This is a genomic window from Streptomyces tanashiensis, assembly GCF_014648895.1.
Classification (GTDB): domain Bacteria; phylum Actinomycetota; class Actinomycetes; order Streptomycetales; family Streptomycetaceae; genus Streptomyces; species Streptomyces tanashiensis.
The window spans coordinates 586773-610033 of sequence record NZ_BMRZ01000003.1 but is presented as its reverse complement, the minus strand read 5'-3'; the positions used below and the strand labels follow the sequence as shown (position 1 = coordinate 610033).

The window sequence follows — 23261 nt, the reverse complement described above, 5'->3', positions numbered from 1 at the left end:
GGACCCGGCGGTTCCGGGTGCATGAGGCGGGCTCGTACGGGACCGTGGTCCCCATGAACCTGACGCTGGAAGTCGTCCCCGTCCCCGTCACCGACATGGACCGGGCGAAGGAGTTCTACGGCACGAAGTGCGGCTTCACCATCGACCTGGACGACGAGGTGGCGCCCGGCATGCGCATCATCCAGGCGACGCCGCCCGGCTCGCGATGCTCGATCGCGATGCTGAGCGGCATGCCGCCGATGCCCGGTACCAAGGAGATGAGCCCGGGCAGCCTGCACGGCCTCCAGCTCTGCGTCACGGACATCGAGGCGGCGCGGGCGGAGCTCGCCGGCCGGGGCGTCGGGGTGTCACCGGTGATGCACGTCGGGGCGACGGGCTGGGAGGACGGCAAGGGCGACACCTGGAACTCGTTCATGACCTTCGAGGACCCGGACGGCAACGGCTGGGTGGTGCAGGAGGCCCCGTCGGAGCTGTCGGAGCGCTGAGCCGGGCCACGGCCCGGGCCGTCCAGTGCCCGGCGGCGCCGGGGCAGGCCGCGAGGTAGGCGGCGACGTCGGCGTGCGGCCAGGCCCCCGTCCGGCCGAGACCGGCCGCCAGGTGCCGCAGGTAGGCGGCGGAGGGCGCCCGCAGTCCGTCGTCGCCGGGCATCGGCCAGGGGGCGGTGAACGTCACCACCGGGAGCCCGTCGAGGAACCCGGGGCGGACGAGGGTCTCGTACCGGCCGTCCCCGAGCACGCGGCGCCCGGTGGCGAGGACCTCGGTCAGATCGAGGTCGGAGCCCGGCGCGCGGTACATCTCCTGGGCGGCGATGTCCGAGAACTGCCCGGCCGTCAGCAGGTGCGCGACGCCCCACGCGGTGCCGTCCGCGGCCGGGTCGTAGAAGGCGAGGCCGCCGCCCCACACGGTCGACTCGGCCGCGAAGTACACCCGTCCGGGCAGCACGACCGGCACGGACCGCTCGGGCGGGCGCGGGTCCCGGCACCCGGGGAACTCCCGGGCGCCCCCGGGCGGACGGCCGCCGTCGAGGTAGTACCGCAGGCGCTCGACGTGCGTGTTGGAGCCGTAGGCGGCGTACCAGACACGGGGCTCGGATTCCTGCATGAGGCCCGACGCTAGCGCGGCCGGAGCCGTACGGGCGCGAGAGACCCGGGGAGAAGCCCGAGCCGTACGGACGCTGGAAACCCAGGGAGAACGCGACCCGAGCCGTACGGACGCTAGAAACCCAGGTAGAAGTGGCGGAGCTGGTCGTCCTCCGCGACGCACCGCATCCCGGCGGCCTCCATCACCCGGTGCGAGGCCGGGTTGTCCAGGTCCGCGTCGCCCTTCACCCCGGCGGCGCCGGCCACCCGGGCCGTCTCCAGCAGCGCCCGCAGCGCCTCGGAGGCGTACCCCTTGCCCCGGACCGCGGGCACGAGGCCGTAGCCGACGGTCGCGACGCCGATCTCGTCCGGCGGCCCGTGGAACCCGATGCCGCCGACGGCGACCCCGTCGAGCCGTATCTCGTAGAGCCGGAACGCCCCCGGGTCCCCCCGCTCGGCGAGCCCCCGCAGGAACCCGGTGTTCGCCCGGACGTCCCCGTCCCCGGGGTATCCCTCCCCCCAGAGGTCCTCCGGCCCGGATTCCCGGGCGACGATGCGCTCGGCCTCTTCCCTGCTCAACGGATGCAACACGAGCCGCGCGGTGGCGACGGAATCGATCTTCACCGGGGCAGTCTGGGGTGCCTCCCTCACCAGGGGCAACGGGTTTAGCCCCGGGCCGCCCAGCGCCGCAGCCTCGCCGCGTTGTGCCGCTTGCGCGACCGCGCCCCGCCGGTCTCCCCCGAGACCGTCGCGAAGGCGGTGACCGGCGTCCACCGCCGCCGCCCCCCGGCCGAGGTCCAGCGGACGGCAGGAAGACCCGTGACGCCGGTGACGGCCGCCCGCGGTATCACCCGCGTCCACACGTAGCCGCGCACCACGAGCCGCTCGGCCTCGCACCGGACCCCCGCGCGATACCCCCGCACGGCGAGGACCCCGCACACCAGGACGGCGGCCACCGCCGCCGCCCGCTCCCCGGGGGTCCCGGCCTCCGCCGCGTACACCAGAAGGCCGAGACCGGGCGCGAGACCGGGCACCGTGTTGGCCACCCGGTTGGCGCGCGTGGGCGCGAGTTCCGTGCCGCCGGGGCGCCGGGCGCGTCGGGGAGCGTCCACGTCCCTTACAGCACCGGCAGGTTCTTGCGGAGCTCGAAGGCGGTGACCTCGGAGCGGTACTCCTCCCACTCCTGCTTCTTGTTGCGGAGGAAGAAGTCGAAGACGTGCTCGCCGAGCGTCTCCGCGACCAGTTCGCTCTTCTCCATCAGGGCGATCGCCTCGCCCAGGTTCTGCGGGAGCGGCTCGATGCCCATCGCGCGGCGCTCCGAGTCGGAGAGGGCCCAGACGTCGTCGTCGGCGCCGGCCGGGAGTTCGTACCCCTCCTCGATGCCCTTGAGGCCCGCGGCGAGGAGGACCGCGTACGTCAGGTACGGGTTGGCGCCGGAGTCGATGGAGCGGACCTCGACGCGGGACGAGCCCGTCTTGCCCGGCTTGTACATGGGGACGCGGATGAGGGCGGAGCGGTTGTTGTGGCCCCAGCAGATGTACGAGGGGGCCTCGCCGCCCGAGCCGGCCGTGCGGGAGGAGCCGCCCCAGATGCGCTTGTAGGAGTTGACCCACTGGTTGGTGACGGCGGAGGTCTCGCCCGCGTGCCGCAGGAGGCCGGCGATGAAGGAGCGGCCCACCTTCGACAGCTGGTACTCGGCGCCCGACTCGTAGAAGGCGTTCCGGTCGCCCTCGAAGAGGGACAGGTGGGTGTGCATGCCGGAGCCCGGGTAGTCCGAGAACGGCTTGGGCATGAACGTCGCCTGGACGCCCTGCTCCAGGGCCACCTGCTTCATGACCAGGCGGAAGGTCATGATGTTGTCCGCCGTGGACAGGGCGTCGGCGTAGCGGAGGTCGATCTCCTGCTGGCCGGGCGCGCCCTCGTGGTGGGAGAACTCCACCGAGATGCCCATCGATTCGAGCATGGTGATGGCCTGGCGGCGGAAGTCCATGCCGACGTTCTGCGGGGTGTGGTCGAAGTAGCCCGAGTTGTCGGCCGGGGTGGGCCGGGTGCCGTCGAGCGGCTTGTCCTTCAGGAGGAAGAACTCGATCTCGGGGTGGGTGTAGAAGGTGAAGCCGAGGTCGGAGGTCTTGGCCAGGGCCCGCTTGAGGACGTAGCGCGGGTCCGCGAAGGACGGCGAGCCGTCCGGCATGAGGATGTCGCAGAACATCCGGGCCGTGCCCGGGGCCTCGGCGCGCCACGGCAGGATCTGGAAGGTGCCCGGGTCCGGCTTGGCGATCATGTCCGATTCGTATACGCGGGCGAAGCCCTCGATCGCGGAGCCGTCGAAGCCGATGCCCTCGTCGAAGGCCTGCTCGAGCTCGGCGGGCGCCACCGCCACCGACTTCAGGAAGCCGAGCACGTCGGTGAACCACAGACGTACGAAGCGGATGTCGCGCTCCTCGAGCGTACGGAGCACAAATTCCTGCTGCTTGTCCATTTCCACACCCATCCTCGCTGGTCAGGCCGCCTGCTCCCACCGCCTCCGGTACATCGGGGGGCACCTGAGCATCCCACCACATGGTTTCGCGCACGTTGCACACCCATACTGCCTGCTCGGGTGTGACTCAGGTAACGGGGAAACGGCCGGATCCGGGTGCCGGGAGGGGCTCTGTCCGCCCGTCCGACGCCCGTTCGCCGGTACCGAGTGGTACCCCGTTCGGCCCACAGGGGCCTTTCGCCCACTACGATCTGCGCCCATGGGGGCCCCACGGCTCGTACGCCTGTCCCGACACGCGCGTCCCATGGCACTGGCGAGTGCCGTGGCGACGCTCCTCGCCGCGCTCTTCCTCTGTCTGGGGACGGGGCCGGACGGGGAACGGGCCCATCACGAGGAGGGTCCGCGGGCCACGGGCGTCGCCGGCGGGACGGCCGGCGTCACCGCCGAGGCCGCGGCCGTCACCGGCGAGTACGTCTGCCCGTACGACCGCGGCGGCTGTTCCCTCTTCCCCTCGCTCTCCCCCGCGGTGCTCAGCGCGCCCCCGCTCGACCCCCCGCTCCACGCGGCGGGCGGGGCGCCGCGCCTCGCCCCGCCCTCCGGTGACGGGCCGGCGCGCCGCTCGGACGCCCGGCCGCGCGCGCCGGACCTGCACGTCCTTCAAGTTCTCCGGACGTGACGGCGACGGGCGCCCCGCCCCCGAGGCGGGCCCCGCCCCCGCACGTCCACCCCCGAACTCCACCCCACTCCTGAAGAAGGACGACATCACCATGGCCGCCAACCGCTCCGCCACCGCCGACCGCCGCGCCCGAATAGAGGAGATGCGCCGCGCCGAGCAGGCCCGTGAGCGCCGCAACCGCCTGATCACCATCGGCGTCTCGTCCGTCGTCGTGCTGGGCCTCGTCGGCTTCGGCACCTTCGTGCTGATGAAGAAGTCCGACGAGCAGGACAAGAAGGACGCCGCCGCCAAGGCCCCCATCGCGGCCGAGAAGTCCTGGGACGCGAAGAAGCTCGGCCGCAACCACGTCGAGACGGCCGTGAAGTACGACATGAAGCCGCCGGTCGGCGGTGACCACAACCCGGTCTGGATGAACTGCGACGGCGTGGTCTACGACAAGAAGATCGCCGACGTGAACGCCGTGCACTCGCTGGAGCACGGGGCCGTCTGGGTGACGTACAACAAGAAGGCCTCGCAGGCCGATGTGAAGAAGCTGGCCGACAAGGTCGGCAAGACCAAGTACTCGCTGATGAGCCCGGTGGACGACCAGACCGGGGCGATCATGCTGTCCGCCTGGGGCAAGCAGGTGACCGTTGACGGCGCGGACGACCCGCGCGTCGACGCCTTCTTCACGAAGTACGTGCAGGGCCCGCAGACCCCGGAGCCGGGCGCGGCCTGCACGGGCGGGATCGGCGCGGACGGTCAGGGCGGTACGGGGATGGGCCAGTGAGGCTCAACCGTACGCAGGGGGCGGCGGTCACCGCCGTCGCCCTCGCGCTGCTGTTCGCCGGGGGCGCGGTCACCGTCGCCTCCGCCGACCGTGACGAGGCCCCGGCCACCCCGGTCTCCTCGTCCGCGGACGCCGGCTTCGCCCGGGACATGTCGGTCCACCACCAGCAGGCCGTCGAGATGTCGTTCATCGTCCGGGACCGGACGAAGGACGAGGAGGTCCGGCGGCTCGCGTACGACATCGCCAACACGCAGGCCAACCAGCGGGGCATGATGCTCGGCTGGCTCGACCTGTGGGGGCTGCCGAAGAACGAGTCCGGTGTCGAGCCGATGACCTGGATGGGCATGGGCGTCTCGGCCGACGCGGACGCGCTGGACGGGGCCCTGATGCCGGGCATGGCGACCGACGCGCAGCTGGACGAGCTGCGCAGGGCCAGTGGCCGGAAGGCCGAGGTCCTCTACCTGAAGCTCATGACCGAGCACCACAGGGGCGGGGTCCACATGGCCGAGGGCTGTGTCCAGAAGTGCGGCGTGGACATCGAGCGGAACCTCGCGCAGGGCATGGTCGACGCGCAGACGTCCGAGATGGCGCTGATGGCGGACATGCTGCGGAAGCGCGGGGCCTGACCCCGCCGGACGAGGCCCACGGCCCCCGTGACCCGCTGCGGTCGCGGGGGCCGAGCCGTCCGCCGACAATGGGTGGGCTCGGGGAGTTCGTACGACGACGTTCGACGAAAGGTACGCACCCCATGACCACGGCGAAGGACATCATGCATCCCGGGGCCCAGTGGATCCCGGCACACGAGACGCTCGACCGCGCCGCTCAGCTGATGCGCAACCTGAACGTGGGCGCGCTGCCCATCGCCGACGAGAACGAACGGCTCTGCGGCATCCTCACGGACCGCGACATCGTGGTCGGCTGTGTGGCCATGGGCCACGACCCGGCGAAGGTCACCTGCGGGGAGATGGCGAAGGGCACTCCGCGCTGGGTCGAGTCGGGCGCGGACGTGGGCGCCGTCCTCGAGGAGATGCAGAGCCACCAGATCCGGCGGCTCCCCGTCATCGAGGGCAAGAAGCTGGTGGGCATGATCAGCGAGGCAGATCTGGCCCAGCACCTGTCGGACGAGCAGATCAAGGCGTTCTGCGCGAGCGTCTACGCCGCCGGCTGACCGTCACGCGGGACCTGCCCCCGCTTCCAGGACCGCCCGGGCCACCGCGTCCGGGCGGTCGAGCATGACCAGGTGCCCCGAGGCCGCGGCCGTCTCGTAGCGGGCGCCGAGCCGCCGGGCCAGCGCCCGCTGGCGCCGTTCCCAGCGGGCGGAGCCGTCGGGGGCGGCGAGGACGGTGACGGGGAGGTCCGGCGGGAGGGGGTGCCGCTCGCGCAGGGCGAGGAGTTCGGCGGCGACGGCTCCGTACCGGGCGTTCTCCAGGAGGGTGCCGCGCAGGACGCGCGAGGTGCCGTAGACGCGGCGGACCAGGCCGGCGGGCGCCGGGTCCCGGCGGACGGCGAGCCTGCGGAACGCGGGGCCGAGGGCGGCGGGGATCCCCGCGGCGCACAGGACGGCGGCGAGGGCCCGGGCCCCCGTGGTCCCGGCGGTCGTGCGGGGCGGGCGGGGGTGCTCCTCCACGGAGGAGTCGACGAGGACGAGGGCGGCGGTCCGGCCGGGGTGGAGCCGGGCGAAGGCCTCCGCGTGGAACCCGGCGATCGAGTGCCCGACGACGGTGACGGGCTCGCGGTGTCCGAGCGCGTCGAGGACGGCCGCGATCCGGCCGGCCTCGCCCGCCGCCGTCGGCGGCCCGGCGGCCGGGGCGGACAGGCCGTGGCCGGGGCGGTCGAAGCGGACGACCGTGCGGTGCGGGGCGAGGTACGGGACGACCGGGTCCCAGTCGAACCAGCTCAGGCCGAGGCCGGCGCTCAGGACGCAGACGGGACCGGTGCCGTCGACGGTCACGTGGTGGGCCACTCCCCCGATCCGTACGAAGGCCGTCACCGTTCCTCCCGGAGGAGGGAGAGGGCCAGGACGGCGAGCCACACGGCCACCAGGAGGACCTGGAGCCGCTGGCCCGCGCCGAGGGACCAGATGCCCTTCCCGGCCTCGAAGGCGGCGACGGCGGCGAGGGTCCATGCGGTGGCGGCGAGCTCCAGGACGACGAGGACCGGGCCGGTACGGGCCAGGGGCGGCCACTGTCCGTACCGGCGGGCGGCCGCGGTCAGGGCGACGAGGGCGACGAGCGCGCCGGCCGTCGCGAGGCTGGAGCTGACGGCGTGGGCCGTATGGGTGGCGGGGACGAGGCCGGCGGTCTCGCGGGCCGCGCACTCGGGGTCGGCGGTCGGCGCGCAGCTCAGCGGCAGCCGCGAGTCGACGGCGGTGGCGGCTCCGAAGACGGCGAGGGCGATCCAGCCGGTGAGGAGCGGGGGGCGGCGGTCCCGGGTGCCCGCGAGGACCGTCAGGGCGCCCGCGAGGACCAGGAGGCCGGCCGTGAGGTCCGTGGCGCGGAAGAGGCCGCCGAGGGGCTGGTCGGCGGCGGCCAGTTCGGAGACGTACGTCCGGACGGGGTCGAGCCCGGTCCGGACGAGGACTTCGAGGACCCAGGCGGTGTACGCGAGCGCGCCGAGGGCCAGCAGGACGGCGGCCGTACGCGTGACACTCCTGGACATACCGGCTCGAACGTCAGGGCGCGGCCGAAGGTTCCCGGCGGGCACCCGCGTCCGCCGCAACCCTCCACGGCCGTGCCGGCTCTGCCGGTCCGTCAGTGGTCGCCATGGGGCCGTGATCGGCGGGCGGGGCCGCCTCGCAGGCCGGCGGCACGGGGGGCGTCTCCCTCGCCGTGCGACATGGCGCGGCGGATCCCAGGACATAGCGTCGGTCTGACGATTACACTGGGCGGGTGCCTCAACTACGCCTCGCCCTGAATCAGATCGACTCGACCGTCGGAGACATCGCCGGGAACGCCGAGGCGATCGTGCACTGGACCCGGCACGCCGCCGGGCAGGGCGCGCATCTCGTCGCGTTCCCCGAGATGGCGCTGACCGGATATCCCGTCGAGGACCTCGCGCTGCGCTCCTCCTTCGTGGAGGCGTCCCGGACGGCCCTGCGCGGGCTCGCCCGGCGTCTCGCGGACGAGGGGTTCGGGGAGCTGCCGGTCGTCGTCGGCTACCTCGACCGCTCCGAGCGGGCCGTGCCGAGGCTCGGCCGCCCCGCCGGGTCCCCGGAGAACGCGGCTGCCGTGCTGTACCGCGGCGAGGTGGTGCTGCGCTTCGCCAAGCACCACCTGCCGAACTACGGCGTCTTCGACGAGTACCGCTACTTCGTGCAGGGCGACACCCTGCCGGTGGTCCGCGTCCACGGCGTCGACGTGGCCCTGGCGATCTGCGAGGACCTCTGGCAGGACGGCGGCCGGGTTCCCGCGGCGCGCAGTGCCCGTGCGGGGCTGCTGCTGTCGGTCAACGCCTCGCCGTACGAGCGGAACAAGGACGACACCCGGCTCGAACTGGTCCGCAAGCGGGCGCAGGAGGCCGGGTGCGTCACCGCGTACCTGGCGATGACGGGCGGTCAGGACGAGCTGGTCTTCGACGGCGACTCGATCGTCGTGGACGCGGCCGGCGAAGTGATCGCGCGCGCCCCGCAGTTCGTGGAGGGCAGCGTGATCCTGGATCTGGAGCTGCCGGCGGCCGAGGCGGACGCGCCCGAGGGCCTGGTCGACGACGGGCTGCGGATCGACCGGGTGGTGCTGTCGGAGGAGCCGCTGCCCGCGTACGAGCCGGAGCTGACGGGCGGTTACGCGCACCGGCTCGACGACGACGAGGAGGTGTACTCGGCGCTGGTGATCGGGCTGCGGGCGTACGTCGCGAAGAACGGTTTCCGCTCGGTCCTGATCGGCCTGTCCGGCGGCATCGACTCGGCGCTCGTCGCGTCGATCGCCTGCGACGCGCTCGGCGCGGACCACGTGTACGGCGTGTCGATGCCCTCGAAGTACTCCTCCGACCACTCGCGCGGCGACGCGTCCGAGCTGGCCCGCCGGACGGGGCTGCACTTCCGCACCGTGTCGATCGAGCCGATGTTCGACGCGTACATGGGCGCGCTCGGGCTCACCGGTCTCGCCGAGGAGAACCTCCAGTCGCGGCTGCGCGGCACGACGCTGATGGCGCTCTCCAACCAGGAGGGGCACCTCGTCCTCGCGCCCGGCAACAAGTCGGAGCTGGCGGTGGGCTACTCGACGCTGTACGGCGACTCCGTCGGCGCGTTCGGGCCCATCAAGGACGTCTACAAGTCGGACGTCTTCCGGCTCGCCCGCTGGCGGAACCGGGCGGCCGAGGAGCGCGGCCAGACCCCGCCGATCCCGGAGAGCTCGATCACCAAGCCGCCCAGCGCCGAGCTGCGCCCCGGCCAGGTCGACACGGACTCGCTGCCGGACTACGACGTGCTGGACGCGGTCCTCGCGCTGTACGTGGACCGGGACCGGGGCCGGGACGCCATCGTGGCGGCCGGGTTCGACGAGGAGCTGGTGACGCGGACGCTGCGGATGGTGGACACGGCGGAGTACAAGCGGCGCCAGTACCCGCCGGGCACCAAGATCTCGGCGAAGGGCTTCGGCAAGGACCGGCGGCTGCCGATCACGAACCGCTGGCGGGAGTCGACGTCCGGCTGACCTCCGGTTCCTCCGCCGTGAGGGGGCTTCCCGCGACGACGCGGGAGGCCCCCTCGCCCGTGCCCCGGTCGAGCAGGCCCGCCACCGCCGCGATCACCAGGCCGGCGACCGTGAGGCCCGCGCCGACGAGGGTCGGGGAGGTCCAGCCCCAGCCGGCGGCGACGGCGGCCCCGCCGGCCCAGGCGCCGCCCGCGTTGGCGAGGTTGAAGGCGGAGTGGTTGGAGGCGGAGGCGAGCGTCGGGGCGTCCTTGGCCTTGTTCATGACCAGCATCTGGAGCGGGGTGGTCGTCATGAAGCCGACCGCGCCGAGCACGACGACCGTGACGAGCGCCAGCCAGGGCACGTGGACGGTGAAGCGGAAGGCGACCAGGGCGAGGACGAGGGCCGCGAGCGAGCCGTACAGCGTGGGGCGGAGCGCCCGGTCGGTCAGCGGTCCCGCGGCGAGCGCACCGCCGGTCATGCCGAGGCCGAAGAGGGCCAGGACGATCGTGACGGTGGAGTCGCCGAAGCCCATCACCTCGGTCGTCATCGAGGCGAGGTACGAGTAGACCGCGAAGACGCCCGCGAAGCCGAAGACGGCCGTGAGCAGGCCGAGCAGCACCTGGGGCCTGCCGAGGGCGCGCACCTCGCGTCCGAGGCCCTGCCGCTCGTCCACGGGCACGTACGGGACGAGGCGGGCGAGCGCGGCCATGGCGAGCAGGCCGATCGCGGAGACCACGAGGAAGGTGGCCCGCCAGCCGAGGTGCTGGCCGAGCAGGGTCGCGGCCGGTACGCCGAGGATGTTCGCGACGGTGAGGCCGAGGAACATCGTGGCGACCGCCCGCGCCTGCCGGTCCTCGCGCACGAGCCGGGCGGCGACGACCGCGCCGAGGCCGAAGAACGCGCCGTGCGGGAGCCCGGCGAGGACCCGGCCCGCGACGAGCCAGCCGAAGCCGGGGGCGAGCGCGGAGGCGAGGTTGCCGACCGTGAAGAGCGCCATGAGCAGGAGCAGCATCCGCTTGCGCGGGACGCGGGAGCCGAGGGCCGTGAGCAGCGGGGCGCCGACGACGACCCCGATCGCGTACGCCGAGACGAGGTGTCCGGCGGTGGGGACGGAGGTGCCGAGGTCGTCGGCGACCTGCGGGAGCAGGCCCATCATCACGAATTCGGTGGTGCCGATGCCGAAGGCGGAGACGGCGAGCGCGAGCAGCGCCAGGGGCATGGGGAGAGCCTTTCCGGAAGTTAGTTCTTCGACGGAACAAAGCGTCTCAGGTGTTTTCTTCCGGAGGGTGAAGAAGAGGTTTCAGAGCTTCACGCGGGCGGCGATCGGCAGGTGGTCGCTCTTCGTCTCCGGCAGCGCCCAGGACGACATCGGCTCCACGCCCTTGACCATGATCTGGTCGATGCGGGCCATCGGGAACGAGGCCGGCCAGCTGAAGCCGAAGCCGTCGCCCGCCGCGCCCTGGGTGGAGCGCAGCTGCGAGGTGACGGCGTTGAGCGCGCGGTCGTTCATGGTGCCGTTGAGGTCGCCGAGGAGGACGATCCGCTCGTGCCGGTCGCCGGCGATGGCCTCGCCGAGCGCGTTGGCGCTGCTGTCGCGCTGGTTGGCGGTGAAGCCGGCGTTCAGCTTGACCCGGACGGAGGGCAGGTGGGCGACGTACACGGCCACCTCGCCCTTCGGGGTCACGACGGAGGCGCGCATGGCGCGGGTCCAGCCCATGTGGATGTCGACGGGCTGCGCGGCGCGCAGCGGCAGCTTGCTCCAGAGGCCGACCGTGCCCTGGACGGAGTGGTACGGGAAGGTCTCGGCGAGGCCCTTCTCGTAGACCGGGACCATGTCGCCCTTCAGCTCCTCCAGGGCGAGCACGTCGGCGCCGGAGGCCGCGAGCAGACGGGCCGTGCCCTCGGGGTCGGGGTTGTCGGCGTTCACGTTGTGGGTGGCGACGGTCAGGTCGCCGCCCGGGGCCGACTTGTCGGCGACGAGACCGCCGAAGAGGTTGAGCCACACCACGGCCGGCAGCAGCAGCGCGATCAGCGCGGTGGCGGAGCGGCGCACGAGGGCGAGGACGAGGAGGAGCGGCACGAAGAGGCCGAGCCAGGGAAGGAAGGTCTCGGTGAGGCTGCCCAGGTTGCCGATCCGGTTGGGGATGTCGGAGTGGAACACCATGAGCAGCGTGAGCGCCACGGCGGTCACGGCGAGCAGGATGCCCCGGCGCCAGATCCCGCGGTCGTGGCGGAGCGCGTCGAGCGCGGTCCGGAACCGGGACCGGGGGCGCCCGCTCCCCGCGTCGCCGTGGTCGGTCTCCGTCATGTCCACCCGTGCCATCGCACTGTCCTCACTGCCTTGCCGCCGTGCTGTCCCGCTCCGTGACCCGACGTCGACACTAGGCGATGACGGGTCCGTCGTACTCCCCCAGGGACGACACCGGCGCGTGGCGGGTTCCTGCAGGTGGCGCGGGTGGGAAGGCTGTGACAGAACGCGCACATTCGTACGGGTCGGGGTGGTGCCGGGCGGGTTCGGCCGGGGACGGTGCCCTGCGGTCCGGTCAGGAGCGGGGGCGCACGCCCTCCATGACGGCGTCGACGACCTGTTCGGCGAGGCCGGGCTCCAGGGTGGCGCCGGGCCGGATGACGGTACGGAGGAGCAGGGGGCCGGTGAAGAGGTCGGAGACGAACTCGGCGTCGAGGTCGTCGCGGATCTCCCCCAGCTCCATGCCGCGCCGCACCGTGTCGAGGCCGAGGCGGCGGCGCGGTTCGATGACGGTGTTCTGGTAGGCCTCCCACAGCTTGGGATAGGCCTGCATCTGCGAGAACACGTTGTGGAGCAGGGCGGACGACCGCTTGGCGAGGCCGCGCTGCCGCAGCATCTCCAGGAGCATGACGAGGTCGTCCCGGACCGAGGTGCCGGTGAGCACCGGGTCCTGGGGCTCCACGGAGCGGAGCAGCTCGACGAAGAGCTCCTCCTTGCCGGGCCAGCGGCGGTAGATCGTGGCTTTTCCGACCCCGGCGGTGCGGGCGATCCGCTCGATGGACAGCTCGGTGAGCGGGACGCCCTCCTCCAGGAGGCCGCCGACGGCGTCGAAGATCGCCTGCTCGACCGCCTCGGACCGCGGCCGGCCCCGCCGGGACGCCTCCGGCGCGGGTGCGTCGGCGTGGGGTTCGGGGAGGGACACGTGCGCGCTCCGTCTCTGGTTCGGGTACTGCCTGGTCGTCCCCCCGATTCTCGCGTACGGCACCGCGCCCCGCCGTTGTGGGCAATCGTTCCCCCAGGGCGATGGGGGTCCCCCCTGCTCGAGCGAAGCCGAGAGCTTGGGGGAGGGTGGGCACAACGGACGGCGCCCCTGCCGGCGCCCGAGGCTCCCGCGCCTGGACCCGCACCCCTGGTGCAGTGCACTGGTGGTGCGGGTCCAGGCACGGAACGCGGAGGCGCCGCTGGGGGCGCCGTCCCGTGTGCCCACCCGTCCCGCCCCAGCGGGACGATTGCCCACACGGGCCGGGGCGGCCCACGCGGAGGGGCGCGGGTCCGTCAGCGGGTCGGGGTCGAGGTGTGGGGCCGGCTCGGGGCCGCGTCCGCCGGCGCACCGGCATCCGGACCGGCGGCCCCCGCCGCCACCCGCCCCGGAAGGAACGCCGCCACCACCGCCGCCCCCGCCAGCGCGATCGCCGCCGAGGCGATCGCCGTGACGTGCATGGCGTCCAGGAAGGCGCTGTACGCGGGGGCCACCAGGCCCTTGCCCGCCGGGCCGAGCTTCTCGGCGACCGCGAGCGTGGCCTCGACGGACTCGCCCGCCGTGGCGCGCAGCGCGGCCGGGACCTGGCCCAGGTGCCCCTCGATCTCGCCCCGGTACGTGGAGGAGAGCACCGAGCCGAGGACGGCCACGCCCAGCGCGCCGCCGACCTGCCGGAAGGTGTTGTTGATCGCCGAGCCGGAGCCCGCCTTCTCGCGGGGCAGCGCCTGCATGATCGCGACCGTGACCGGCGGCATGATGTGCGCCATGCCCGCGCCCTGGAGGAAGAAGACGACCTCCAGGACCCAGACCGGGGTCGTGGCGTCGAAGAGGGCGAAGGCCGCGAGACCGAGGGCGACCAGCAGCATGCCGCCGGTGCAGACGGCGCGGGCGCCGAAGCGGTCGACGACGAGCCGGGCGCGGGGCGCGAAGACCATCTGCGCGACGGCGAGCGGCAGGATGAGCAGCCCGGACTCCAGCGCGCTGTAGCCGCGCACGCTCTGCAGGTAGAAGGCGGAGAAGAAGGTGACGCCCATGAGGGCGAAGAAGACGAGCGCGATCGCGGCGACGGCCGCCGAGAACGCGGGCTTCCTGAAGTACGACATGTCGATGGCCGGGTGGTCGCTGCGCCGCTCGTGGAGGACGAAGCCGACGAGGACCGCGAGGCCGCCGAGGACCGGGGCGAGGACGGTCACGTCGGTGAAGTCCGCCAGTTCGCCGCCGCGGATGATGCCGTACACGAGGAGGACGAGTCCGACGACGGAGAGCAGCACGCCGGGTATGTCGACGCGGCCGGGGTTCGGGTCGCGGGAGTCGGGCACGAGCCACAGCATCAGGGCGAGGGCGAGGAGCACCACGGGCACGTTGACGAGGAAGATCGATCCCCACCAGAAGTGCTCCAGGAGGATGCCGCCGGTGATGGGGCCGATCGCGATGGCGAGGCCGACGCTGCCGGCCCAGATGCCGATGGCCTTGGGCTGCTCGTCGCGCTCGAAGACGTTCATGAGGACGGCGAGCGTCGCGGGCATCACGAACGCGGCGCCGAGGCCCATGACGGCCCGGTAGGCGATGAGCTCGCCCGGGGAGCCGGAGAGGGCGGCGAGGGCGGAGCCGATGCCGAAGACGGTGATGCCGAAGAGCAGCACCTTCTTGCGGCCGAGGCGGTCGCCGAGCAGGCCGGAGGTGAAGAGGAGTCCGGCGAAGACGAGCGTGTAGGAGTTGATCGACCACTCCAGCTCGCTCTGGGTGGCGCCGATGCCGGTGGGCGCGGGGGCGGCGATCGTCCTGACCGCGACGTTCAGGATCGAGTTGTCGAGGACGACGATCAGCAGGCTGAGCATGAGGACGCCGAGGACGGCCCAGCGACGCCGGTGGACGGCCTCGGGGACGCGGGGCCCGGCGGGCGGGGCGGGTGCGGTGGACGGCTGTGACATGAGCACCACCCTAGGGCTATTTCGATACGAGACCGTCTCGTATCGAAAAAACTGACGGAGGCTTTACGTTGCGGCGGTGTGAACAGCGCCACTCCGGCCCACTTCCCCGGCCGCCCGGCGAAGTGCCACCATGGACGTGGTCCGGGGACGCCACAGGGCGCCTCGAGATGACAAGAGGAGCCGTTCACCATGACGCTTCAGGCTGCCCAGAAACCGCCCGCCGACAGCAGCAAGGCGCTGTACGGGGGGAAGGGCACGCGCCGCATCACCGTCCACGACATCGCCGCCGCCAAGGTCCGCGGCGAGAAGTGGCCCATGCTCACCGCCTACGACGCGATGACCGCCTCCGTCTTCGACGAGGCCGGCATCCCGGTGATCCTCGTCGGCGACTCGATGGGCAACTGTCACCTCGGCTACGACACCACCGTGCCCGTCACGATGGACGAGATGACCCTGCTCTCCGCCGCCGTCGTCCGGGGCACCAGGCGCGCCCTCGTCGTCGGCGACCTGCCGTTCGGCTCGTACCAGGAAGGGCCCGTCCAGGCCCTGCGCAACGCCACCCGGCTCGTCAAGGACGCCGGCGTGAACGCGGTCAAGCTGGAGGGCGGTGAGCGCTCGCTGCCGCAGACCGAGCTGCTCGTCCAGGCCGGCATCCCCGTCATGTCCCACCTCGGACTCACCCCGCAGTCCGTCAACACCATGGGCTACCGCGTGCAGGGCCGCTCCGACGAGGCCGCCCACCGGCTGCTCAGCGACGCCAAGGCGGCGCAGGACGCGGGCGCCTTCGCCGTCGTCCTGGAGCTCGTACCGGCCGAACTGGCCGCCGAGGTCACCCGTTCGCTGCACATCCCGACCATCGGGATCGGCGCCGGCGCCGGCACCGACGCGCAGGTCCTCGTCTGGACCGACATGGCCGGCCTGACCGGCGGCAAGGTGCCGCGCTTCACCAAGCAGTACGCCAACCTCCGCGAGACGCTCGGCGACGCCGCCCGCGCCTTCGCCGAGGACGTCAGCGGCGGGGCGTTCCCCGCCGAGGAGCACACCTTCCACTAGGTCCGACAGGACCCGGGGCCCGCCGGGACCCGGGTCCGCCGGGACCTCAGGACCACTGCGGCACCTCCGACAGCCCGCCGACATCCCCCATCGGCGGGCTGTCGGTCGTCTGTCGGGGGATTGTCGGTGGCGCCCTGTTCCATGGTGGACATGACGCGATCACACACCAACGCCGTCGAGGTCCGGGGCCTCGTGAAGCACTTCGGCGAGACGAAGGCCCTCGACGGGGTCGACCTGGACGTCCGGGAGGGCACGGTCCTCGGGGTCCTCGGGCCCAACGGCGCCGGCAAGACCACCCTCGTCCGCTGCCTGTCCACCCTCCTCGTCCCGGACGCCGGGACCGCCACCGTCGCCGGGTACGACGTGGTGAGGCACCCCCGCCAGCTGCGCCGCACCATCGGCCTCACCGGCCAGTACGCCTCGGTCGACGAGAAGCTGTCCGGCTGGGAGAACCTCTACATGATCGGGCGGCTGCTCGACCTCTCCCGCGCCGACGCCCGCCGCCGCGCCGACGAGATGCTGGAGCGCTTCTCCCTCACCGACGCCGCCAAGCGCCCGGCGATGAACTACTCCGGCGGCATGCGGCGCCGCCTCGACCTCGCCGCCTCGATGATCGGACAGCCCGCCGTCCTCTACCTGGACGAGCCGACGACCGGCCTCGACCCCCGCACCCGCAACGAGGTGTGGGACGAGGTGCAGCGGATGGTCTCGGAGGGCGTGACCGTCCTGCTCACCACCCAGTACATGGAGGAGGCGGAGCAGCTCGCCAGCGAGCTGACCGTCATCGACCGGGGCAAGGTCATCGCCAAGGGCGGGGTCGACGAGCTCAAGGCCAAGGTCGGCGGCCGGACCCTGAAGGTCCGCCCCGTGGACCCGGGCCAGCTGCCCGCCATGGCCGCCGCGCTCCGCGAGACGGGCCTCGACGGGGTCGCCGGTTCGACCGTCGTGCCCGACGAGGGCGCGCTGTACGTGCCGATCCTCGCCGACGAGCAGCTGACGGCCGTCGTGGCCCTGCTCGGCGCCCGCGGCTTCGGCATCGCCCACATCGGCACCCATCTGCCCAGCCTGGACGAGGTGTTCCTCGCGATCACCGGCCAGAAGACCGCCGTATCCGACGCGATCACCGAGGAGGTCGCCGCGTGAGCACGACCACTGTCACCAAGTCCCCCGCCGACACCCGGGGTCCGGCCGCGGCGCGCCCCGCTCCCGCCGCCGAGGGCCGGATCGGCCTGCGGGCCAACCTCCGCCACATCGGCGCCCTGGCCCGGCGCAACGCCCTCCAGATCAAGCAGGACCCGGAGTCGATGTTCGACGCCGTCCTGATGCCGATCATCTTCATCCTGCTGTTCGTGTACGTCTTCGGCGGCGCCATCGCCGGCAAGGGCAACAACGACGCGTACGTGAACTACGTGACGCCCGGCCTGATGGCCATGATGGGCATGAACATCGCGATGGCCGTCGGAGTCGGCATCAACGACGACTTCAAGAAGGGGGTCATGGACCGGTTCCGGACGATGCCGATCGCCCGGTCCTCCGTCCTCATCGCGAAGATCTTCGTCGAGGTGGGCCGGATGCTGATCGCCACCGCGATCCTGCTCGGCATGGGCTTCCTGCTCGGCCTGACGATCCACACCTCGGTCCTCCACCTCTTCGCGGCCATCGGCCTGTCGATGGTCTTCGGGGCGTCCCTCATGTGGATCTTCATCCTGCTCGGCCTCACCATGAAGACGGCCCAGGCCGTCCAGGGCATGGCGATGCTGGTCCTGATGCCCCTCCAGTTCGGCTCCTCGATCTTCGCCCCGCCGACCTCGATGCCCGGCTGGCTGGAGACCTTCACCGACTACAACCCGCTGTCCAACCTCGCCGACGCCGCCCGCAACCTGATCAACGGCGGCCCGGTCGCCCACTCGGTGTGGATGACCCTCGGCTGGGCGGCACTGATCACCGTCGTGACGGCACCGCTCGCGGTCGCCAAGTTCCGCAAGAAGACCTGAGTCCCGACCGGGGGATCATGACTCGGCGCGCTCACTGATCGCGTCGGCGGCGCGACCGAGCAGGGCGGCGGCCTCTTCCATGGAGAGGCCGTCGCCCTCCGCGTATGCCGCCGCGAACTCCTCTTCGCCGAGCGCGGCACGGCACAGCTCCGTCGCCCGCGCCAGGTTCTCCCGCTCCAGCGACGGCGGCAGGTGCCCCTCGGGGACGAAGCCCTCGCGGGCCCCGAGCAGCACCGCCCCGACCCGCGCCACCGGGCCGCCCCGGCCGGCGAGCGCCCAGGCCGCGACGACCACGTGGACCGAGGGCATCTGCGGGGCCACCATCATCGACAGCGGCCCGAGGGAACGGCGGTACGCCTCCGCCGCGTTGTCCAGCGCGGGCGCGTAGTGGCCCTCGACGACGTCCAGCCAGGCGAGGGCGCCGAGCGTGAAGCCCTCGAAGATGGAGAGCGTCTCGGAGCCGAAGTCCTTGAGGAGCTCGTACAGATGCTCCCGCGCCTCGGCGTACCGGCCCGTGCGGCCGAGTGCCAGGGCGAGGAACAGCCGGGCGCCGAGCATCGGTTCGTGGCCCCGGCCGTAGCCGCCGTCCACGATCTCCCGCAGGATCGCCTCGCCCTCCTCCTCGCGCCCGATCTCGATCAGGATGTCGGCGTACCGGGCGCGCAGCAGGGCCGTCTGCGACTGGGCGCCGACCTGCTCCGCGTAGCCGATGGCGGCGGCGAAGTCCTCGGCCGCCGCCTCGTACTCGAGGAGCCGCTCGCGGGCTTCGGCCCGGGAGGAGAGGGCCTCGGCCGCGCCCCAGGCGTCCCCGAGGCGTACGAAGATCTCCAGGCCCTCGTCGGCGTCGGCGATGGCCCGCTCGGCCAGGTCGGCCCGGTTGGCGAACATGTTGCCGCGCAGCTGGAGGACGTTGGCCAGCTCCCAGTCGTAGCCGTGGCGGCGGCAGGCGGCGACGGTCGCGTCGAGGAGCTCGCCGAGCCGGCCCGCCTCGCCGATGAGGAGGACCGCGAAGACGGCGAAGGAACCGGGGAGCCGGCAGGTCTGCGGCAGGCCGGGCCGGTAGACGGCGGTGATCTCGCGGAGCCGGTGGGTGCCCTCGGGGCTGGTCCAGCGCCCGGTCTCGTGGTCCATGTTGAGGAGCTCCACGAGCCGCACCCCGCGCCGCGCCTCCCAGCGCTGCTCCTCGGAGAGCGGCGGCGGCGCGGCGGTGCACGGTTCGAGGAGGGGGACGACGGGCGCCGCGGGCGGTGTGAACGGGTCGGGGCCCAGCGCCGCGGCGGCCTGGGACAGGTTCAGGGCGTCGGTGCGCAGGTCGCGCATCTGCCAGTACCAGAGCAGGGAGTGGACGAGGACGAGCGCCTCGTCCTCGTCGCGGGCGTCGACGGCCCGGCGCAGGGCGGTGCGCATGTTGCCGTACTCGGCCGTGAAGCGGGCCATCGCGGCGACCTGGCCGTGGCGGCGCAGGCCGGGGTCGGTGCGGCGGGCGAGTTCGCGGTAGTACGTGAGGTGGCGCCGCTCGGCCGCGGCCCGCTCCCCGGCCTCGTCGAGACGCTCCGCCGCGTACTCGGCCACCGTCTCCAGGAGCCGGTAGCGCATGCCGGAGCCGTCCGGGGCGGCGACGACGAGGGACTTGTCGACCAGTGCCCCGAGCACGTCCAGGACGTCGAGGCCGCCCGGCCCGGCGCACACCGCCTCCGCCGCGTCCAGGTCGCAGCCGCCCGTGAACACCGACAGGCCACGCAGCACGGTCCGCTCGCTCGCGTCGAGCAGGTCCCACGACCAGTCGACGACCGCCCGCAGGGTCTGCTGCCGGGGCAGTACGGTCCGCGCGCCCGACGTGAGCAGCCGGAAGCGGTCGTCGAGCCGGTCCGCGATCTGGCGCAGGGTCAGCATCCGCAGCCGGGCCGCCGCCAGTTCGATCGCCAGGGGCAGACCGTCGAGGCGCCGCACGACCTCGCCCGCGGCGACCGGGTCGTCCTCGACGCGGAAGCCCGGGCGGACCGCCGCGCCGCGCTCGCCGAGCAGCCGCAGCGCCGTCCCGGTCGGCAGCGGGCCGACGGGCCGGATCGCCTCCCCGGGGACGCCGAGCGGCTCCCGGCTCGTCGCGAGCACCCGGAGCTCCGGGCAGCGGGCGAGCAGGGTCTCGGCGAGTGCGGCGGCCGCGCCGACGAGGTGCTCGCAGTTGTCGAGGAGGAGCAGCATCCGCCGCCCGGCGCAGTGCTCGACGAGCCGGGCGAGCGGGTCGCCCCCGCCGCGCAGCTCCTCGGCCCCGGCGCCGCGCAGCACCGTCTCGCGGGCGCCGACGGCCGCGAGGACCGCCTCGGGCACGGCCTCCGGGTCCTGTACGGGGGCGAGTTCCGCCACCCACACGCCGTCCGGCCAGTCCGCACCGCCCCGCTCGGCCGCCTCCTGCGACAGCCGGGTCTTCCCGGCCCCGCCGGGCCCGAGCAGCGTCACGAGCCGGGCGCCGCGCAGGTCGTCCCGGACGAGCGCGATGTCCTCGTCGCGCCCGACGAAGCTGGTGAGCCGCGCGCGCATGTTGCCGCGGACGGGGGTGCGGACGGGGGTCTGTACGGGGGCGAGTACGGGCTCCGGGGCGAGGAGCTCCGCGTGGAGGGCGCGCAGGGCGGGTGACGGGTCCGTGCCGAGACGGGTGGCGAGGGCGCGCCGGACCGACTCGTACGCGGCGAGCGCCTCGGCCGCCCGGCCGGTGTCCCGCAGGGCGCGGATCCGGAGGGTCTGGAGCGGCTCGTCCAGCGGGTGGGCGGCACAGAGGGCGGTGAGCTCCGGGAGGGCGGCGGGCGCGTCGCCCAGGGCGAGGGCCGCGTCGAGCCGGGCGCGGCGGGCGTCGAGCCGGCGGGCCTCCCAGCGGGCGGCCTCCGCGTCCCGGTCCGGCAGGTCGGCGAGGGCGGGCCCGCGCCAGAGCCCGAGGGCCTCGTCGAGGAGCGCGGCCGCGTGCGCGGGGTCGCCGGCGCCGAGCGCGGCCACGCCCTCGACGGCGAGGCGCTCGAAGCGGCGGGCGTCCACGTCCTCGGGCCGGGCGTCGAGACGGTAGCCGCCCTCGGCGGAGACCACCCGGTCCCGGCCGAGGGCCCTGCGGAGCCGGGCGACGAGGGCCTGGAGCGCGGCGGGGGCGTCGGCGGGCGGCTCGTCGCCGTGCCACACCTCGTCGACGAGGTGGGGTACGGGAACGGTCCGGCCGGCCCGCAGGGCGAGGACGGTGAGCAGCGCACGGACCCGGGGGCCGCCGACGGGCACGTCGGTGCCGTCGGGGGTGCGGGCGAGGGTCGGACCGAGAACGGAGTAGCGCACGCCCCCCATTCTCCGCGAGCCCGCGCCCGGCACCCACGCTGGGCGGCGCCCCCGCCGTTGTGGGCAATCGTTCCGCAGGGCGGAACGGGTGGGCACAACGGACGGCGCCCTCGCCGGCGCCAGAGGCTTCAGCGCCTGGACCCGCACCCCCTGCACGGAACCGGTGGTGCGGGTCAGAGCGCGGAACGCGGAGCCGCCGCGAAGGGCGCCGTCCCGTGTGCCCACCCGTCCCGCCCCAGCGGGACGATTGCCCACACGGCGCGGGGACGCCCACAACGGCCGGGGTGGAACTCCGCTCGGGGCCCGGTACGTTTCCCGCACACAGCAATGCCCACCGTCCCCTGGGAGCCCCCGCGATGACCACGGCCACCACCCGGCGCCACGAACGGCGGATCAGTCCCGTCTTCCTGGCGATCCTCGCCGTCATGGCCGTGACCGGCTGGGCGGTGTGGACGGACTTCGCCGCCTCGCCCGGTCTCGCGGTCTTCCTCTTCGTGACCTCGGCGTGGGTCGTGTCGCTCTGTCTGCACGAGTACGCGCACGCGCGGACGGCGCTGCACGGCGGGGACATCACGGTGGGCGCCAAGGGCTATCTGACGCTCAACCCGCTGGCGTACACGCACGCGGTGCTGAGCATCGTCCTGCCGGTGCTGTTCGTGATCATGGGCGGGATCGGTCTGCCCGGCGGCGCGGTCTTCATCGAGCAGGGCCGGATCAAGGGCCGCTGGAAGCACAGCCTGATCTCGGCGGCGGGCCCCCTGACGAACGTGCTGTTCGCGCTGGTGTGCACGGCGCCGTTCTGGCTGGGCGCGCTCGACGGCGTGCCGCTCGTGTTCCAGTTCGCGCTGGCGTTCCTGGCGTTCCTCCAGGTGACGGCCGCGCTCCTGAACCTCCTGCCGGTGCCGGGGCTCGACGGCTACGGCGTGGTGGAGCCCTGGCTGTCGTACAAGGTGAAGCGGCAGATCGAGCCGTACGCGCCGTACGGCTTCTTCATCGTGATCGCGCTGCTGTTCGTGCCGGCGGTCAACGACGCCTTCTTCGACACGATCGACGCGCTGATGCGCTCCCTCGGGGTGCCGGAGCTGAGCCGGTACTGCGGCTCGCAGCTGTTCCGGTTCTGGCAGGAGACCCCGGAGTTCTGCCAGGTCTAGCCCGGCCTAGCCCTGGGCCCGGACCTTCGCGCGGCGGATGTAGTACCAGGCCATGTTGGAGGAGAGGCCCGCGAGGAGGACCCACACGACGCCGAGGAAGCTGCCCTCGACGAAGGAGACGACGGCCGCGGCGACGGCCAGGGCGCAGACCACGAGGGCGTAGAGGGCGAGGCGGGGCATGGGGGTCGGCTCCTGTCCGGATACGGCGTTTCGTGCCCGTCCAGTGTCCCCCATGCCCCGGTCCGCGACGGGACCGGCTCAGATGTCGGTGACGCGGAGCCCGGCGTGGGCCTTGTAGCGGCGGTTCACGGAGATCAGGTTGGCGACGAGCGACTCGACCTGGTGGGCGTTGCGCAGCCGCCCGGCGAAGACGCCGCGCATGCCGGCGATGCGGCCGGCGAGGGCCTGGACGATCTCGACGTCGGCGCGCTCCTCGCCGAGGACCATGACGTCCGTGTCGATCTCCTCGATGGAGGTGTCCTTGAGGAGGACCGCGGAGAGGTGGTGGAAGGCGGCGGCGACCCGGGAGTCCGGGAGGAGCGCGGCGGCCTGCTCGGCGGCGGAGCCCTCCTCGGGCTTGAGGGCGTAGGCGCCCTTCTTGTCGAAGCCGAGCGGGTTGACGCAGTCCACGACGAGCTTGCCTCGGAGCTCCTCGCGCAGGGACTCCAGGGTCTTGGCGTGGCCGTCCCACGGCACGGCGACGATCACGACGTCGCTGCGGCGGGCGGTCTCGGCGTTGTCGGCGCCCTCGACGCCGTGGCCGATCTCCTCGGCGACGCCCTGCGCGCGGTCGGCGGCGCGGGAGCCGATGATCACCTTCTGGCCGGCCTTGGCGAGCCGGTAGGCGAGGCCGCGGCCCTGGTCGCCGGTGCCGCCGAGGACGCCGACGACGAGACCGGAGACGTCGGGGAGGTCCCACGGGTCCTTGGGGGCGGGCTTGCTCTCAGTCGTAGTCATGG

At 73.3% G+C, this 23261-nt stretch carries 23 protein-coding genes; 10 read left to right on the top strand and 13 right to left on the bottom strand.

Features of this window, described 5'->3' with window-relative positions; genetic code table 11:
• Nucleotides 1-53: 53 nt before the first annotated feature.
• The gene (locus tag IE237_RS13415; RefSeq protein WP_189802125.1) at nucleotides 54-485 is read left to right on the top strand and encodes a VOC family protein; all 432 of its coding nucleotides are present in this window, start codon (nucleotides 54-56) and stop codon (nucleotides 483-485) included.
• Here IE237_RS13415 and IE237_RS13410 read toward each other — a convergent pair.
• The 4 genes from IE237_RS13410 to glnA2 form a co-directional block, all read right to left on the bottom strand.
• Nucleotides 412-1101: a histone deacetylase gene (locus tag IE237_RS13410; RefSeq protein ID WP_229842649.1), complete on the bottom strand. Its 690-nt coding sequence runs from the start codon at nucleotides 1099-1101 to the stop codon at nucleotides 412-414. The genes IE237_RS13415 and IE237_RS13410 overlap by 74 nt on opposite strands.
• A 113-nt stretch (nucleotides 1102-1214) precedes the next feature.
• Nucleotides 1215-1703, bottom strand: a complete 489-nt coding sequence (locus tag IE237_RS13405; protein WP_189802124.1) for a GNAT family N-acetyltransferase — start codon at nucleotides 1701-1703, stop codon at nucleotides 1215-1217.
• A gap of 41 nt (nucleotides 1704-1744) precedes the next feature.
• Complete coding sequence (locus tag IE237_RS13400; RefSeq protein ID WP_189802123.1) at nucleotides 1745-2191, bottom strand: hypothetical protein; 447 nt, start codon at nucleotides 2189-2191, stop codon at nucleotides 1745-1747.
• 5 nt (nucleotides 2192-2196) lie between these two features.
• Nucleotides 2197-3558 carry a gamma-glutamylpolyamine synthetase GlnA2 gene (gene glnA2, locus IE237_RS13395; RefSeq protein WP_033209691.1) on the bottom strand — a complete coding sequence of 454 codons (1362 nt, stop codon included), beginning with the start codon at nucleotides 3556-3558 and terminating at the stop codon, nucleotides 2197-2199.
• A 304-nt stretch (nucleotides 3559-3862) separates the two neighbouring features.
• On the opposite strand from glnA2, the gene IE237_RS13390 reads away from it, so the two are divergent.
• The 4 genes from IE237_RS13390 (at nucleotide 3863) to IE237_RS13375 (ending at nucleotide 6171) form a co-directional block, all read left to right on the top strand.
• Nucleotides 3863-4234, top strand: coding sequence for a hypothetical protein (locus IE237_RS13390; RefSeq protein ID WP_229842647.1), 372 nt, complete (start codon nucleotides 3863-3865; stop codon nucleotides 4232-4234).
• A gap of 91 nt (nucleotides 4235-4325) precedes the next feature.
• A complete protein-coding gene (locus tag IE237_RS13385) occupies nucleotides 4326-5003 on the top strand; it encodes a thioredoxin-like domain-containing protein (protein ID WP_189802121.1) in 678 nt (225 codons plus the stop codon).
• Nucleotides 5000-5629 carry a DUF305 domain-containing protein gene (locus IE237_RS13380; RefSeq protein ID WP_189802120.1) on the top strand — a complete coding sequence of 210 codons (630 nt, stop codon included), beginning with the start codon at nucleotides 5000-5002 and terminating at the stop codon, nucleotides 5627-5629. Before IE237_RS13385 ends, IE237_RS13380 begins: the two co-directional genes overlap by 4 nt.
• A gap of 122 nt (nucleotides 5630-5751) precedes the next feature.
• Nucleotides 5752-6171 carry a CBS domain-containing protein gene (locus IE237_RS13375; protein WP_189802119.1) on the top strand — a complete coding sequence of 140 codons (420 nt, stop codon included), beginning with the start codon at nucleotides 5752-5754 and terminating at the stop codon, nucleotides 6169-6171.
• Between the two features lie 3 nt (nucleotides 6172-6174).
• On the opposite strand, the gene IE237_RS13370 is transcribed toward IE237_RS13375, so the two are convergent.
• Nucleotides 6175-6993, bottom strand: coding sequence for an alpha/beta fold hydrolase (locus IE237_RS13370; protein ID WP_229842646.1), 819 nt, complete (start codon nucleotides 6991-6993; stop codon nucleotides 6175-6177).
• Nucleotides 6990-7661, bottom strand: a complete 672-nt coding sequence (locus tag IE237_RS13365; RefSeq protein WP_229842645.1) for a DUF998 domain-containing protein — start codon at nucleotides 7659-7661, stop codon at nucleotides 6990-6992. Before IE237_RS13365 ends, IE237_RS13370 begins: the two co-directional genes overlap by 4 nt.
• A 230-nt stretch (nucleotides 7662-7891) precedes the next feature.
• On the opposite strand from IE237_RS13365, the gene IE237_RS13360 reads away from it, so the two are divergent.
• Nucleotides 7892-9652 (top strand): NAD+ synthase, encoded by a 1761-nt coding sequence (locus tag IE237_RS13360; protein ID WP_189802117.1) that lies wholly within the window; start codon nucleotides 7892-7894, stop codon nucleotides 9650-9652.
• Here the strand turns inward: IE237_RS13360 and IE237_RS13355 are convergent.
• From IE237_RS13355 to IE237_RS13340, 4 genes are all read right to left on the bottom strand, one after another.
• Nucleotides 9618-10853, bottom strand: a complete 1236-nt coding sequence (locus IE237_RS13355; RefSeq protein WP_189802116.1) for an MFS transporter — start codon at nucleotides 10851-10853, stop codon at nucleotides 9618-9620. The two genes, IE237_RS13360 and IE237_RS13355, sit on opposite strands and share 35 nt — an antisense overlap.
• A gap of 81 nt (nucleotides 10854-10934) precedes the next feature.
• Nucleotides 10935-11957: an endonuclease/exonuclease/phosphatase family protein gene (locus tag IE237_RS13350; protein ID WP_189802115.1), complete on the bottom strand. Its 1023-nt coding sequence runs from the start codon at nucleotides 11955-11957 to the stop codon at nucleotides 10935-10937.
• 220 nt (nucleotides 11958-12177) lie between these two features.
• Nucleotides 12178-12804, bottom strand: a complete 627-nt coding sequence (locus IE237_RS13345; protein WP_189802114.1) for a TetR/AcrR family transcriptional regulator — start codon at nucleotides 12802-12804, stop codon at nucleotides 12178-12180.
• 353 nt (nucleotides 12805-13157) lie between these two features.
• The gene (locus IE237_RS13340; protein ID WP_189802113.1) at nucleotides 13158-14792 is read right to left on the bottom strand and encodes an MFS transporter; all 1635 of its coding nucleotides are present in this window, start codon (nucleotides 14790-14792) and stop codon (nucleotides 13158-13160) included.
• 189 nt (nucleotides 14793-14981) lie between these two features.
• Here IE237_RS13340 and panB point away from each other — a divergent pair, with 189 nt between their 5' ends.
• The 3 genes from panB (at nucleotide 14982) to IE237_RS13325 (ending at nucleotide 17839) form a co-directional block, all read left to right on the top strand.
• Nucleotides 14982-15845, top strand: a complete 864-nt coding sequence (gene panB / locus IE237_RS13335; RefSeq protein ID WP_189802112.1) for a 3-methyl-2-oxobutanoate hydroxymethyltransferase — start codon at nucleotides 14982-14984, stop codon at nucleotides 15843-15845.
• Nucleotides 15846-15986: 141 nt separating this feature from the next.
• Nucleotides 15987-16988 carry an ATP-binding cassette domain-containing protein gene (locus IE237_RS13330; protein ID WP_189802111.1) on the top strand — a complete coding sequence of 334 codons (1002 nt, stop codon included), beginning with the start codon at nucleotides 15987-15989 and terminating at the stop codon, nucleotides 16986-16988.
• Entirely contained in the window at nucleotides 16985-17839 is an 855-nt protein-coding gene (locus IE237_RS13325; protein WP_189802110.1) for an ABC transporter permease, read from the top strand. The genes IE237_RS13330 and IE237_RS13325 overlap by 4 nt, the downstream gene beginning before the upstream one ends.
• 15 nt (nucleotides 17840-17854) lie before the next feature.
• Here the strand turns inward: IE237_RS13325 and IE237_RS13320 are convergent, their stop codons facing one another.
• Complete coding sequence (locus IE237_RS13320; RefSeq protein ID WP_189802109.1) at nucleotides 17855-21151, bottom strand: AfsR/SARP family transcriptional regulator; 3297 nt, start codon at nucleotides 21149-21151, stop codon at nucleotides 17855-17857.
• 356 nt (nucleotides 21152-21507) lie between these two features.
• Here IE237_RS13320 and IE237_RS13315 point away from each other — a divergent pair, with 356 nt between their 5' ends.
• On the top strand, nucleotides 21508-22302 hold the full coding sequence (locus IE237_RS13315) for a site-2 protease family protein (RefSeq protein ID WP_189802108.1): 795 nt from the start codon (nucleotides 21508-21510) through the stop codon (nucleotides 22300-22302).
• A 6-nt stretch (nucleotides 22303-22308) separates the two neighbouring features.
• On the opposite strand, the gene IE237_RS13310 is transcribed toward IE237_RS13315, so the two are convergent.
• Nucleotides 22309-22536 carry a hypothetical protein gene (locus IE237_RS13310; RefSeq protein WP_189802107.1) on the bottom strand — a complete coding sequence of 76 codons (228 nt, stop codon included), beginning with the start codon at nucleotides 22534-22536 and terminating at the stop codon, nucleotides 22309-22311.
• A gap of 24 nt (nucleotides 22537-22560) precedes the next feature.
• Entirely contained in the window at nucleotides 22561-23259 is a 699-nt protein-coding gene (gene npdG / locus IE237_RS13305) for an NADPH-dependent F420 reductase (protein ID WP_189802106.1), read from the bottom strand.
• Between the last annotated feature and the right edge of the window lie 2 nt (nucleotides 23260-23261).

Bases quoted from the DNA above. Each gene is read 5' to 3' on its own strand.
- IE237_RS13415 (WP_189802125.1), top strand. From the start codon at position 54: ATGAACCTGACGCTGGAAGTCGTCCCCGTCCCCGTCACCGACATGGAC.
- IE237_RS13410 (WP_229842649.1), bottom strand. From the start codon at position 1,101: ATGCAGGAATCCGAGCCCCGTGTCTGGTACGCCGCCTACGGCTCCAAC.
- glnA2 (WP_033209691.1), bottom strand. From the start codon at position 3,558: ATGGACAAGCAGCAGGAATTTGTGCTCCGTACGCTCGAGGAGCGCGAC.
- IE237_RS13390 (WP_229842647.1), top strand. From the start codon at position 3,863: ATGGCACTGGCGAGTGCCGTGGCGACGCTCCTCGCCGCGCTCTTCCTC.
- IE237_RS13385 (WP_189802121.1), top strand. From the start codon at position 4,326: ATGGCCGCCAACCGCTCCGCCACCGCCGACCGCCGCGCCCGAATAGAG.
- IE237_RS13375 (WP_189802119.1), top strand. From the start codon at position 5,752: ATGACCACGGCGAAGGACATCATGCATCCCGGGGCCCAGTGGATCCCG.
- IE237_RS13365 (WP_229842645.1), bottom strand. From the start codon at position 7,661: ATGTCCAGGAGTGTCACGCGTACGGCCGCCGTCCTGCTGGCCCTCGGC.
- IE237_RS13355 (WP_189802116.1), bottom strand. From the start codon at position 10,853: ATGCCCCTGGCGCTGCTCGCGCTCGCCGTCTCCGCCTTCGGCATCGGC.
- IE237_RS13350 (WP_189802115.1), bottom strand. From the start codon at position 11,957: ATGGCACGGGTGGACATGACGGAGACCGACCACGGCGACGCGGGGAGC.
- IE237_RS13340 (WP_189802113.1), bottom strand. From the start codon at position 14,792: ATGTCACAGCCGTCCACCGCACCCGCCCCGCCCGCCGGGCCCCGCGTC.
- panB (WP_189802112.1), top strand. From the start codon at position 14,982: ATGACGCTTCAGGCTGCCCAGAAACCGCCCGCCGACAGCAGCAAGGCG.
- IE237_RS13330 (WP_189802111.1), top strand. From the start codon at position 15,987: ATGGTGGACATGACGCGATCACACACCAACGCCGTCGAGGTCCGGGGC.
- IE237_RS13315 (WP_189802108.1), top strand. From the start codon at position 21,508: ATGACCACGGCCACCACCCGGCGCCACGAACGGCGGATCAGTCCCGTC.
- IE237_RS13310 (WP_189802107.1), bottom strand. From the start codon at position 22,536: ATGGGGGACACTGGACGGGCACGAAACGCCGTATCCGGACAGGAGCCG.
- npdG (WP_189802106.1), bottom strand. From the start codon at position 23,259: ATGACTACGACTGAGAGCAAGCCCGCCCCCAAGGACCCGTGGGACCTC.